The sequence below is a fragment of the Mesorhizobium sp. IMUNJ 23232 genome (genome assembly GCF_044326205.1).
In the GTDB taxonomy this organism is placed as follows: Bacteria; Pseudomonadota; Alphaproteobacteria; order Rhizobiales; family Rhizobiaceae; genus Kumtagia.
The window spans coordinates 1-12,883 of sequence record NZ_JBIRCY010000039.1; the positions used below are offsets into that span (position 1 = coordinate 1).

Below are 12,883 nucleotides of genomic sequence, written 5' to 3' on the forward strand. Positions count from 1 at the left end.
GGTCGATGGGCGGCGGCGGCAGACCGCGCGGCGGCGGTGGCGGCCGTGGTGGCGGCGGGCGCAGGCGTTGAGAGCAATGAGAGGAGCAGGACCATGAACGCGATCCTTCATCACATGCTGCGCAGCGTCTGCCTGTCCGCCCTGGCGGCGGGGCTCATCGCCATGCCGGCGGCCTCGTTGGCGCAGGCGCAATCCGATCAGCCGGCACAGGCGGCGGACGCCGGCGAGGACCCCGGCATCTTCGCGCTGGAGGCGGAAGAAGACCCGCCGCTGTTCGACAGCGCGGAGGCGGCCATCGACGCCTTCAAGAAGACGCTGGTCGACAACGACTTCGACGGACTGGCGAAGCTGCTCGGCCTCGACGCGGCGAAGCTCAAGGCCGAGGACGGGATCATGGACACCTTTGCCCGCATCCGCGAGGGGGCGGCCAAGAAACTCGTCGTCACCGACATCGACAACGGCAAGACCCTGCAGATCGGTGAAAAGCTGTGGCCGTTTCCGTTCCCGCTCTTGAAGGGCGGTGAGGACGGCAAATGGGCCTTCGATTCACAGGCGGGTCTGGAGGAGATCGTCAACCGGCGCATCGGCGAGAACGAGCTGGAGGCGATTGCCACCATGCGCGCCTATGTCGAGGCGCAGGAAGACTATACCGAGGATGACCACGACGGCGACGGGGTGGAGGAGTTTGCGCAAAAGCTGATCAGCAGCGAGGGCGCCACCGACGGCCTCTACTGGCCGGCCGACGAGGTCAACGGCGAAAGTCCGGCTGGCGACCTCAACCAGGCGGAACTGGAGGACGCGAGCAAGGGCGAAGGCTATTTCGGCTACCGCTTCAAGATCCTCACCAGCCAGGGCGACAACATCGCCGGCGGAACCTACGACTACGTCATCAACGACAATATGATCGGCGGCTTCGGGCTACTGGCTTGGCCAGCCAAATATGCCGAGACCGGCGTCAAGACCTTCGCGGTCAACCAGGACGGCATCGTCTACGAGACCGACCTTGGTCCGGCAACCGACCAGATCGTCAAATACATCGAGCGATTCAATCCGGATGACAGTTGGGAAGTAGTCAAAGACTAATGGGATTAGAATCTTCGCCAGATTTTCGGGGCGCCTCATTTCGGCGCTCAGGCTTGATCGCAGGCGTGCGAGTCATCTCCACGGAGTTGTGAACACCCATCAGCCGGACCTTTGTAGAAGCCGCAGGCTGTCGAGAATTTCGATCCGTCGGTGGGATTTGATGTCGATCACCTTGTCGCGCCTCAGCTTGGATAATTCTCTCGAGACGGTACCGATGGTCAAACCAAGGAAATCAGCGATCTCGGAACGCGTTAGAGGCAGTTCAAAAACCAGGATGGGAGCGTGGTTTTCGACGATCGGGTCGAGGTGCCTGCCGATCTGGCCTAGAAAGCTTGCCACCTTTTCGGATGCCGTCTTGCGCCCCAGCGCGACCATCCATTCGCGCGCTTCGTCGACCTCTCGCAGCGCCTGTGCGAGCAACCGCCGTTCCAGCGTCGGGTTGTCTGCGACGAGACGCTCCAGCGCCGGTTTGGAAATTCTGCAAAGCTCGACCTCCGAGGCAGCTTCGGCGGTGACCACGCTTGCATCCGCGTGCAGCCTGCCGACAAAATCCGGTGCGAACTGCAAGCCGACGATCTGGCGCCGGCCATCGGCGAGGGTCCTGACAAGCTTCACGACGCCGCGTATCATATTGCCGTATGACGTGATCGGTGCGCCCTCCGTCAGGAGTTCCTCGCCGGCGCCATGCCTCACCACTCTCGTGTGCCTGGCGAAGGCGAGCAGTTCCTCGGCATTCAGCGCGCCGCACATGCCATTGTGCCGCGCCTCGCAGCTTTGGCAGAGTACGGGAACGCGGGAATTGTGGATGTCCTTGCGAGCCGGGCTCATCTCGTTTCGGCGTCTGTCATGCTCACAATGACCCCGAAAGGCCGCGTTCAGGATGCGATGTCATCGACGTGCATACCCCAGATGAACCACCATTCCAAATCACAGGAAAGATTTCGGCAGCTCTTTGCGCTAGCGCAAAGACAACATAGGCGTGCCCTTGTAAGGCGAGCCAACCACCGGCGGTTTTTTCACGCAGAAGGCAGGCCCTGAATGTCCAAACTGACTGTCATCGAACGGCAGATTGGCCTCCTTATTGCCCTGATCGTGGCTGCGATCGGGCTTGCCATGGCCGTTTCCGGCCGGGGAGAATTGTTTGGCGCCCAGGGTTTCATCGTGCTTTTCTGCGCTTTGGCGCTGAGCGGCTTCATCATCGCCAAATGGGATGCGCCAGCGCCCGACCCGTCCCAGTTCGACCGCTACTATGACGATCCCACCAAGGTAGGCATCGTGCTGACCATGATCTGGGCGGTCATCGCCATGTTCGTCGGCGTTTGGGTCGCCGCGCTCCTTGCCTGGCCGGAACTGACCTTCGACGCAGCCTGGGCAAGTTTCGGCAGGCTGCGGCCGGTCCACACCAGCGGCGTCATCTTCGGGTTTGGCGGCAATGCCTTGATCGCCACCTCCTTCCATGTCCTGCAGCGGACGTCGCGGGCACGGCTACCAGATCAGCTTAGCCCGTGGTTCGTGCTGATCGGCTACAATCTCTTCTGCGTCGTTGCCGCCAGCGGCTATCTGATGGGCGTTACCCAGTCCAAGGAATATGCCGAGCCGGAATGGTATGCCGACCTGTGGCTGGTCGTGGTCTGGGTCGTCTATTTCCTCATCTATATCCGCACGCTCGCCCGCCGCAAGGAGCCGCATATCTATGTGGCCAACTGGTACTACATGGCCTTCATCCTGGTCGTGGCGATCCTGCACATCGTCAACAATCTCGCGGTGCCGATCTCCTTCGGCAGCGCCAAGAGCTACTCGGCCTTCTCCGGCGTGCAGGATGCGATGACGCAGTGGTGGTACGGCCACAATGCCGTCGCCTTCTTCCTCACCGCCGGCTTCCTCGGCATGATGTATTATTATCTGCCGAAGCGCGCCGGCCGACCGATCTTTTCCTACCCGCTGTCGATCATCAGCTTCTGGGGCATCACCTTCATGTATATGTGGGCGGGCTCGCACCACCTGCACTACACGGCGCTGCCGCAATGGGTGCAGACGCTCGGCATGACCTTCTCCGTGATCCTGCTGGTCCCCTCCTGGGCCTCGGCCGGCAACGCGCTGGCGACGCTCAACGGCGCCTGGCACAAGGTGCGCGACGACGCCACGCTGCGCTTCATGATGGTCGCCGCGGTGTTCTACGGCTTGTCGACTTTCGAGGGCTCGTTCATGGCGATCCGCGCTGTCAACTCGCTCTCCCACTATACCGACTGGACCATCGGCCACGTGCATGCCGGAGCGCTGGGCTGGGTGGCGATGATCACCTTCGGCTCGATCTATGCCCTTGTGCCATGGATGTGGAAGCGCGAGACCATCTATTCGCCGAAGCTCGTCGAGGTGCACTTCTGGCTCGCGCTCTCCGGCACCATTGTCTACGTCTTCTCGATGTGGAACTCGGGCATCATCCAGGGCCTGATGTGGCGCACCTACAACGCGAACGGGACGCTCGCCTTTTCCTTCATCGACTCGCTTGTGGCGATGCACCCCTATTACATCGCGCGCACCTTCGGCGGATTGCTGTTCCTGCTGGGCGCGATTGTCGGAACCTATAATGTGCTGATGACGATCCGGCAGGCGCGCCTCGAGCGCGATGCCGCGCCGGTCGCGGAACCGGATCTGCCGGTCGGCTGGCCCGCCCGCGTCAATCAGCCCGGAGAATGACCAGTGGCTGACTTCCATCGCAAACTCGAACGCAGCGCGATCGGCTTCATGCTGGCCATCGTCGGCGTCGCCTCGATTGGCGGCCTGGTCGAAATCGCGCCGCTCTTCACCATCGGCGAGACCGTGGAGGCAGCGCCGGATATGCGTGTCTACACGCCGCTGGAGGTCGCCGGCCGCAACATATACATGCGCGAAGGTTGCTATGCCTGCCATTCGCAGATGATCCGGTCGCTGCGCGACGAGGTCGAGCGTTACGGACCCTATTCGCTTGCGGTCGAATCCAAATACGACCATCCGATGCTGTGGGGATCGAAGCGCACCGGTCCCGACCTTGCTCGCGTCGGCGAGAAATATTCCGACGCCTGGCAGGTTGCGCACCTGAACAACCCGCGCGATGTCGTTCCCGAATCCGTGATGCCGGCCTATCGCTGGCTGCTGCGCGATACGCTGAAGACCGACGATCTCGGCGAGCATCTCGCTGCCCTGCGCACCGTCGGCGTGCCCTATACCGACGAAATGATCGCCAACGCCCCGGTCGACGCGTTTGGCCAGTCCGCGCCGGATGACGACAAGGCGGCCGGTGTGACCCAGCGATACGGTGAGGCCACCAATGTGCGGGCCTTCGACGGCAATCCCGGCCGGCTTACCGAAATGGACGCTCTGGTCGCCTATCTGCAGATCCTCGGCGGGCTGACCGATGCCGCTGAGAAGACCGAGCAGACGGCGCTGGGAGATTGACCATGCATGATGCGGTGGTTGCATTCTCGAAAAGCTGGGGCCTGTTCTACCTCATCGCGCTGGCTGTCGGGGTCGTGATTTACGCCTATTGGCCCTCCAACAGGAAGGGCTTCGATCGCGTCAAGAAGAGCATCCTGGACAAGGACGACAAGCCGTGGACGTAGGACATCGCGACTCGATCACCGGTCGCACCACGACTGGCCATGAATGGAACGGCATCGAGGAACTCAACACGCCGGTTCCGAAGGTGGTGCTGTTCTTCCTCGCCTTGGCTGCATTGTTTTGCGTCGGCTACTGGCTGCTGATGCCCGCCTGGCCCCTCGGCTCGACCTATACGAAGGGCCTGCTCGGCAATGACCAGCGCCGCATCGTCGATGAACAGGTCGCAACCGCAAAGGCCGAACGCGCTGCGTGGCTGGACAAGATCGACGGGATGGATTTCGCCGCCGTCAAATCCGACCCGCAATTGATGCAGGACGTCGTGCAGGCGGGCCATGTGCTGTTCGCAGACAATTGCGCTGTCTGCCACGGCGTGAAGGGAACCGGAGGACCGGGCTTCCCCGATCTGACGGCGCAGGCGTGGCTGTGGGGCGGCGAACCCGAGAAGCTCGCCGAGACAATCGGCATCGGCATCAATGCGGCCAACGACGACACGCGGGTGTCGCAGATGATGGCGTTCGGCCGCGACGGAATTCTCAATCGTCAGCAGATCGCCGATGTGGTTGCCTATGTCCGGTCGCTTTCGATGCCCGATACGGGGTCGCCCGAAAGCATCAAGGCCGGTCAGGAGGTTTTTGCCGCCAACTGCGTGTCATGCCACGGCGAGGATGCGAAAGGCCTGCACGATCAGGGTGCGCCTGACCTGACCGACAGCCATTGGATCTATGGCGGCACGCTCGGCGATGTCTATTCGACGGTCTATTCCGGCCGGCAGGGCCATATGCCCAACTGGAATGCTCGCCTGACACCGGCCGAAATCAAGCTGCTTGCCCTCTATGTCGATCAGATGGGGCAAACGAAATGACGGCTGCAAGCGCAGCGCCCGAAGTATTGCCACAGCGGCGCGCCAACCCGCGTCTCAGGTGGTTTGCCGTGATTGCGACGCTGCTGGCCATCTTCGTTGGCGCTAATGCGCACCTCGTCTACGTGGCGATGCAATCCCAGCCGGAATGTGTGGTGCATGACGGCGGGGATGCTGCGTCCGCGACCGCTCTTCGCCCGGCCAAGCCGGCCTGCTGAGGAAAAACGCATGAGCGATGCACCCGATACCTCGCTGTCACGGCCCTATATCGAGCGGAACCGCCGCAACCTGCCGGCAAACACCGCCCTCATCTGGCTCAAGGACGGATGGCGCGACTTCACGATCCAGCCTGCTTTAAGCCTCGCCTATGGCGTAGGGGTTTTCGCGGTATCGCTGGCCATTGTTTGGACGCTGTTTGCGCTCGGCATGGACTACATCCTGTTTCCCGCGCTCGCCGGCTTCATGGTCGTCGGGCCGCTGATCGCCATCGGCCTCTACGAAAAGTGCCGGGCGATCGCCGCAGACCAACCGGCATCGCTGCTGCGGATGATCTTCGTGAAAGCCAATTCGGGCGCGCAAGTGTGGTTCACCGGAGCGATCCTGTGCCTGCTCATGCTGGTCTGGATGCGCGCCGCGGTACTGATCTACGCGTTGTTTTTCGGCCTTACGCCCTTCCCCGGCCTCGACCACGTCGCGTCCATGCTGTTCACCACGGCGACCGGCTGGGCGATGCTGCTGGTCGGATCCGTGGTCGGGGGCGTGTTCGCCGCCTTCGCCTTCGCCGTCAGCACCTTCTCGGTTCCGATGCTGCTTGACGAAAAGACCGACGCCTTCACGGCCATGGGCACCAGCATCTCGCTGGTCTGGAGCAATTTGCCGGTGATGATCGCCTGGGGCCTGATCGTGCTCGCCCTCTTCCTCGTCAGCGTCGCCACTGGCCTGCTCGGCCTCATCGTTGCCTTCCCGGTGCTCGGTCATGCCACCTGGCATGCCTACAAGGCGATGAGATGAGTTGCTGCGCGCCCGGCGTGGAAGCTGCCTCCGAGATCGGCGGGGCTCCGTCGCGCGATGAAATCCTGCTTGCCAGCCGCGACCTCAATAATGGCCTGCGTCAAACGGACCTGTCCGTTCCCGCCATTCATTGCGGCGGCTGCATTGCCGCAATCGAGCGCGCTTTCCGGGATGTTCCCGGCGTGGAACAGGCGCGCGTCAATCTTTCGGCCAAGCGCCTGTCGGTGAAGTGGCGGGGCGAGATGCCGCCCCCAATCATCGAGACGGTCGCTCGGGCCGGCTACGAGGCGCATCTGTTCGATTCGGCGGACGCGGCCGCCGATCCGGAACTTTCGCGCCTGGTGCGCGCGACCGCCGTCGCCGGCTTCGCCTCGATGAACATCATGCTGCTGTCGGTGTCGGTGTGGTCCGGCGCCGAGCCGGAGACCCGGCAGGCATTCCATTGGATCTCGGCGGCGCTGGCTTTCCCGGCCTTGGTCTATTCCGGGCGGGTATTCTTTGCCTCTGCCTGGTCCGCTCTGCGCCAGGGGCGGACCAACATGGACGTACCGATCTCCGTCGGCGTCATCCTGGCGTTCGCGCTCAGCCTCTACGATACGATCGCCGGCGGCGCCTATGCCTTTTTCGACGCGGCGGTATCGCTGCTCTTCTTCCTGCTGATCGGACGCACCCTCGACCACATGATGCGTGAAAAGGCGCGCAGCGCCGTGCGCGGTCTGATCAAGCTCACACCGCGCGGCGCGACCGTGGAACGCCAAGATGGCACGCGCGACTACCTGCCGGCCAACCAGATCGAGTCCGGCATGGTGCTGGCGCTCGCGCCGGGAGAGCGCCTGCTGGTCGATGGCATCGTGCAGTGGGGCCGATCCGATATCGATTGCGCGCTAGTCAGCGGCGAGAGCGCGCCTCAACCGGTCGAGTCCGGATCGGCCGTGCGCGCCGGCACGCTCAACCTCACCGGCGCCTTGAAGGTGACCGCGACGTCCGATGCGAGGAATTCCTCGCTCGCCGAGATGGTGACACTGATGACTGCCGCGGAGGGCGGCCGGGCCCGCTACAGGCGTATCGCCGACCGGGCCGCGCGGCTTTATTCGCCCGTGGTCCACGTCACGGCATTCCTCACCTTTCTCGGCTGGATGTTTGCGACTGGCGACTGGCACCGCGCGATCGGCATCGCCATCGCCGTCCTGATCATCACCTGCCCATGCGCGCTCGGCCTGGCGGTGCCGATCGTGCAGACCGTGGCCGCGCGCCGGTTGTTCGAGGCCGGCATCATGGCCAAGGACGGTTCGGCGCTGGAGCGTCTGGCTGAAATCGACATGATCGCCTTCGACAAGACCGGAACGCTGACGACGGGCCGCCCCAGGCTGGCCAACGCGGCGGAAATCGACCCCAAAGCGCTCGCCCTGGCCGCAGCGATCGCCGCACATTCGACCCATCCCGTTTCGCGGGCTCTGGCCCCCTTTGATGACGGATCGCAACGGACACCCGGCGCTATCACCGAACATCCCGGACTGGGCGTCGAAGCCCGCATCGGCCCGCACCTCTACAGGCTGGGGCGGGGAGAATGGGCCATGCCCGGCGGCAAGGCTGGTACGGTGCTTTCCCGGGACGGTCATGCGCTGGCGACGTTTGTTTTCGAAGACAGCCTTCGGCAGGACGCGGCAAGCTCGGTACAAGCCTTGAACGGCGATGGGTATGCGATCGCGATCCTGTCCGGTGACGCCGCCCAGGCGGTCTCACGGGTCGGCGTGCAACTCGGCGTGAAGGATATTTCAGCCCGCCTGTTGCCTGAAGAGAAGGTTGCCCGCATCGCAGCGCTCGCCGCTGCCGGCCGCAAGGTGCTGATGGTCGGAGACGGGCTAAACGATGCACCGGCATTGAGCGCCGCGCACGCCTCGATGGCACCGTCCAGCGCAAGCGACATAGGCCGCAACACCGCCGACTTCGTCTTCCTTCGCCCTAGCCTGCTGTCTGTTCCCAATGCCATCCGCGTGGCCAGGGACGCCAATCGCCTCGTCCATCAGAACTTCGCCCTCGCGGTCGGCTACAACGCTGTCGCCATACCGTTTGCGATAGCGGGTCACGTTACGCCGCTGATCGCCGCGTTGGCGATGTCTCTGTCGTCGATCGTTGTCGTTGCCAATGCCCTGCGGCTTCGTGGCATCGCGAACCATGATGCAGCCGGCGAACCGGCAACCGATCGAACGCCGCCAAGAGCCTTCCAGCCGTTGGCGGGACACACATGAGCAGTCTCGTCTACCTTGTTCCGCTTGCACTTTTGCTCGGCGCCGTCGCGCTGGGTGCGTTTCTGTGGTCGCTGAGAAGCGGCCAATACGACGATATGCAAGGCGCTGCGGAGCGTATCCTTTTCGATGGTGACGAGCCCGAGAGTTATGTTCGCCCGCAACAGCCACGGCGTCCATCCGAATCAAGCTGGCCCGACGGAATCAGCCAAGCGGCAATCCGGAATACGCATTAACTGAAATCAGCAGCCCTGCGTCCGGCCCCGGACATGTTGACGACCTCCATTTCAACATTGTGGGCTTCTGCGGACAGAGGCCGCCCTTCATTCGGCCGTCGATATCACGCTCGCCACGATTCCACTGTTGGACGTCATGCACAGCCACGGGGTCTTGTCCGGGCCGACGCCGACCTTCACCTGCGAATTCTGTGGGGAATAGACCTTTTCAAGCACCACGAGCTGGGTGCTTTTGGTCGTGCGGCCGACTTCCTTCACGCAAGCATCCTCTGCGACCTGCGGTACGGCGGCGTCCTCCCGATTGTCGGCCGAGCTGGAGGCCATGCTTACTCCCGTATCCTCGTTGGATTGGCAGCCAGCGAGCGCCAGCAAAGCGACGCCAATCGCAAGGCATTGAATCTTGGTCATGCATTGTTCCCTTCCGATGCCCCCTCGGCATCGAGGTGACCATAAGGCAGGCGGTGGAGGCCGTCGAGGGAGCGCACAAATAGAAACGATGGAACTGCTCCGGCATAGGCCGTTAAGCCCGGTTACGTTTCCGCAGCCGGGTTAAATTCAGAAGCGTTCTGGATTTGGTACAGGGCGGGCCGCTGGCCTTCATCCTCGCCGTCGACGGGCGCCTTCACAACCGAGATTTGCGCAATGGCCGGAAAATTTCGACTGTAGTGGTCCGGATGAGTGCTGCCCTGGAGCAGTTCCTATTCAAATTCGTCGGCGACTTCCTGAGCCGTTTCCCGGACCGCAAAAATGTTTCGCCGATCGCCGCCGCTCGAAACGCAGCATACGATCGTGGCCGATGCAGTCGGTGTCCGGTAGACGGCCACGACATGGGCGGGGTTTATGAAAACCGGGGTGGCGGCGTCATCATTCAGCGTCAGTTCGATCAACATCACAGTCTCCCAAGAGGCGGCATCGATCTGGCACGATGCAGGAAAGTGGCGAAAGGGCTTCCACGTCGTCAGCCAAGCCATATTGGAGCATCCGACCTGTCGACGCCAGCGTTCATGGTTTTGAAACGGACGGTGCAATTCCCTCGCCCGGCACGCTGCCTTCGCCGCACCGTACCCTTTGCAGTGATACACCGTAATGACGTCCCTGCAGGGAGACGCCCGAGGTTTCTCCAATTCCCCTTACCCGCCTCTCCAAAGCGGCAGGGAACGGCCTTCCGTTACATCATCCGTTACATGCAGTTTTTGCCGGCGACATCCTGGCGTTGCATGGCCCGGCGATGGTCCGCACGCTTGGAAGTACGTGGGCCTCGTTGAAGCCTGACTGGCGCGAGGCAGTTCATCCGGCCCAGGCTCCGACGCAGATGGATCGTCTGCGGGGAGCCTCTTGCTCGGTTCATATGCGGCCGCGCTTCATCCGCTTCCCGTCGTGCCGATTTCCGCCGGATGCCCCTATGCATCGATCCGGCGAAACAGCCAGGCCTCCGCCTCGTCACCAACCGACGAAAGGAGAAATCCCATGGCCACCGAACTCACCGACAAGAGCGACGCCTACCAGGCCGAGGCAGGGGAGGAAGTGCATGCGCTTCATGGCGACGACCAGATTTGGGTGATCGACGAAGACCCGCGGCTGGAATACGACCCCGCCTATATCTATGGCGACCAGGGCAACGACCAGTTGGTCAGCTATACCTATGGCGACCGCCTCTATGGCGGCTCCGGCCACGACACGCTTTATGGCGGCGGCGGTGCCGACTACCTGAACGGAGGGTCCGGCAACGACACGATCTGGACCGGCGGCTTCGGCGGCGGCGAGATTTTCGGCGGCGGGCCGGATGGCGACATCGTCTGGGCCGGCAGCGGCAACGACACCGTGCACATGCAAGCTGCGTCGAACGACAAGGCGGTCCATGGCGAGGGCGACTACGACACGCTCTATCTCTACAACAGCGAGGACGCGATCGACAATTTCTCGCTGATCCTCGGCGGCTCGACCGGCGGGCTGATCGCCGACGGTTTTGAGGAACTGCACTATTCCGGCGGCGACAATTTCGAATCCATCGAAGGCGGCAATTTCGACGACTGGATTCGCGGCAATGGCGGCACCGACATCATCTCCGGCCTCGACGGCGTCGATTTCCTGTTCGGCGGCGACGGCGCGGACCTCGTCGGCGGCGGCAAGGGCGACGACCGGCTCTATGGCGATGCCGGCGACGACACGCTTCGCGGCGCCGAAAATGATGACCTCATCTACGGCGATGTTGGCAAGGATTGGCTCTACGGCGACGACGGCGACGACCAGCTATACGGCGAAGACCAGGACGACACGCTCTATGGCGGAGACGGCGACGACCTGATCAATGGCGGCACCGGCAACGACACGATCCGCGACGGCGGCGGCGACGATACGGTCAACGGCGACAGCGGCAACGACACCGTCCACACCGGCACGGGAACCGACAAGGTTTATGGCGGCGCCGATAACGACACGATCGACGAGGAAGGCAGCGACCTCAGAACAGTCACCGTCGGTCATTCGACCTTCGTCATCGTCGGCGGCGATATCCTGCAGGGCCAGGGCGGAGACGATACGATCCGGGGCGGTAGCGGTGACGACCACCTTGAAGGCGGCACCGGCAACGACAAGCTGTATGGTGGCGACCACAAGGACTGGATTTTCGACAGCGACGGCGACGACCTTCTCAGCGGCGAGGCCGGCGATGACACGATCGCTACAGGCCGCGGCCGCGATACGGTTGCCGGCGGCGACGGCAATGACACCATCAGCGAGGCATCCCCGGACACCACGACTGTGACGCTCAACGGCCATACCATAACGCTGGTCGGCGGCGACACGATCCGCACCGGCAACGGGGACGACACGGCCTATGGTGTCACCGGCCACGACATCATGGAAGGCGGCGCCGGAGACGACATGCTCAATGGCGGCGAGCACAACGACACTCTGATGGGCGGCACAGGCGCCGACACGCTGATCGGCGAAAGCGGCAATGACACCGCATCCTATCGCGACGCGGCGACGGGGCTGGTCGCCAGCCTGGCCAACCCCGCCATCAACACCGGCGAAGCCAAGGGCGATACCTATGGGTCGATTGAAAACCTGCTCGGCTCGCGCTACGACGACGCACTCAACGGCAACAATGCCGCCAACACCATCAACGGCCAGCTCGGCAACGACGACATCAAGGGCTATGATGGCAACGACACGCTGATCGGCGGCACCGGCAGCGACAATTTCATCTTCAACTCGGCGCTGGACGACACGGACAATGTCGATACCGTCGCCGACTTCAACGTTGCCGCCGACACCATCCAGCTCGACAATGCCATCTTCACCGCCTTGACCGCGACCGGCGCGCTGGCGGCTTCCGCCTTCAAGGATATCGCCGTGAGCCCGAAGGACGCCAACGACCGCATCATCTACAATTCCGATACGGGCGGTCTCTATTATGACGCTGATGGCTCTGCCGGCGCGTTCGGCAACACAAAATTTGCGATGCTCGACGGAACTCCGACGCTCACGGCCGCCGATTTCGTCGTCATCTGACGGACGCAATCTCCAAGCTCTTGAGCGGGAATCGGATCCCGTCCCTCGGGGAATTTGACCTCGTCTCATGCAAGGGCGGGAGACCGGCAGGTCTCCCGCCCTTGGTTCGGCAGAAAGCAGCCTTTCCCAGCCTCATCCGTTACAGGCGGCTCTGCCGGCGACATCCCGCCGTTGCATCGGCAGCCGATAATCGCAACGCTTGGAAGTACGTGGGCCTCGTTGAAGCTGAAATAGCGCGAGGCAGTTCATCCGGCCCAGGCTCCGAACGCAGGAGGTTTTTCTGCGGGGAGCCGAGTGGTTGGCCGGTGGACGATGTCCAGGCTTTTCCGCTCCTC

13 protein-coding genes are annotated in these 12,883 nt (G+C 62.9%); 10 read left to right on the forward strand and 3 right to left on the reverse strand.

Translation table 11 applies throughout. The annotated features are described in order from the left end of the window. Positions 1-93: 93 nt before the first annotated feature. Entirely contained in the window at positions 94-1,083 is a 990-nt protein-coding gene (locus ACH196_RS24665; protein ID WP_396649573.1) for a DUF2950 domain-containing protein, read from the forward strand. Positions 1,084-1,182: 99 nt separating this feature from the next. On the opposite strand, the gene ACH196_RS24670 is transcribed toward ACH196_RS24665, so the two are convergent. Beyond that, positions 1,183-1,911, reverse strand: coding sequence for a Crp/Fnr family transcriptional regulator (locus tag ACH196_RS24670; protein WP_396649574.1), 729 nt, complete (start codon positions 1,909-1,911; stop codon positions 1,183-1,185). 210 nt (positions 1,912-2,121) lie between these two features. On the opposite strand from ACH196_RS24670, the gene ccoN reads away from it, so the two are divergent. From ccoN to ccoS, 8 genes are read left to right on the forward strand one after another with little or no spacing between them, the layout of a single operon-like run. Next, positions 2,122-3,780, forward strand: coding sequence for a cytochrome-c oxidase, cbb3-type subunit I (ccoN, locus tag ACH196_RS24675; protein ID WP_396649575.1), 1,659 nt, complete (start codon positions 2,122-2,124; stop codon positions 3,778-3,780). 3 nt (positions 3,781-3,783) lie between these two features. Beyond that, positions 3,784-4,518: a cytochrome-c oxidase, cbb3-type subunit II gene (gene ccoO / locus ACH196_RS24680; RefSeq protein WP_396649576.1), complete on the forward strand. Its 735-nt coding sequence runs from the start codon at positions 3,784-3,786 to the stop codon at positions 4,516-4,518. 2 nt (positions 4,519-4,520) lie between these two features. Next, entirely contained in the window at positions 4,521-4,682 is a 162-nt protein-coding gene (locus tag ACH196_RS24685) for a cbb3-type cytochrome c oxidase subunit 3 (RefSeq protein WP_396649577.1), read from the forward strand. Beyond that, positions 4,673-5,542, forward strand: a complete 870-nt coding sequence (gene ccoP / locus ACH196_RS24690; RefSeq protein ID WP_396649578.1) for a cytochrome-c oxidase, cbb3-type subunit III — start codon at positions 4,673-4,675, stop codon at positions 5,540-5,542. The genes ACH196_RS24685 and ccoP overlap by 10 nt, the downstream gene beginning before the upstream one ends. After that, a complete protein-coding gene (locus ACH196_RS24695; RefSeq protein WP_396649579.1) occupies positions 5,539-5,757 on the forward strand; it encodes a hypothetical protein in 219 nt (72 codons plus the stop codon). The genes ccoP and ACH196_RS24695 overlap by 4 nt, the downstream gene beginning before the upstream one ends. Positions 5,758-5,767: 10 nt before the next feature. Continuing rightward, entirely contained in the window at positions 5,768-6,550 is a 783-nt protein-coding gene (locus ACH196_RS24700) for a DUF2189 domain-containing protein (protein WP_396649580.1), read from the forward strand. Further along, positions 6,547-8,799 carry a heavy metal translocating P-type ATPase gene (locus tag ACH196_RS24705; protein ID WP_396649581.1) on the forward strand — a complete coding sequence of 751 codons (2,253 nt, stop codon included), beginning with the start codon at positions 6,547-6,549 and terminating at the stop codon, positions 8,797-8,799. Before ACH196_RS24700 ends, ACH196_RS24705 begins: the two co-directional genes overlap by 4 nt. Continuing rightward, a complete protein-coding gene (gene ccoS / locus ACH196_RS24710) occupies positions 8,796-9,032 on the forward strand; it encodes a cbb3-type cytochrome oxidase assembly protein CcoS (RefSeq protein WP_396649582.1) in 237 nt (78 codons plus the stop codon). Before ACH196_RS24705 ends, ccoS begins: the two co-directional genes overlap by 4 nt. 87 nt (positions 9,033-9,119) lie before the next feature. Here ccoS and ACH196_RS24715 read toward each other — a convergent pair whose 3' ends face one another. Beyond that, a complete protein-coding gene (locus ACH196_RS24715) occupies positions 9,120-9,440 on the reverse strand; it encodes a hypothetical protein (protein WP_396649583.1) in 321 nt (106 codons plus the stop codon). Between the two features lie 290 nt (positions 9,441-9,730). Continuing rightward, complete coding sequence (locus ACH196_RS24720) at positions 9,731-9,922, reverse strand: hypothetical protein (RefSeq protein WP_396649584.1); 192 nt, start codon at positions 9,920-9,922, stop codon at positions 9,731-9,733. A gap of 577 nt (positions 9,923-10,499) precedes the next feature. Between ACH196_RS24720 and ACH196_RS24725 the strand changes: the two genes are divergently transcribed. Beyond that, complete coding sequence (locus tag ACH196_RS24725) at positions 10,500-12,548, forward strand: calcium-binding protein (RefSeq protein ID WP_396649585.1); 2,049 nt, start codon at positions 10,500-10,502, stop codon at positions 12,546-12,548. Positions 12,549-12,883: the final 335 nt, after the last annotated feature.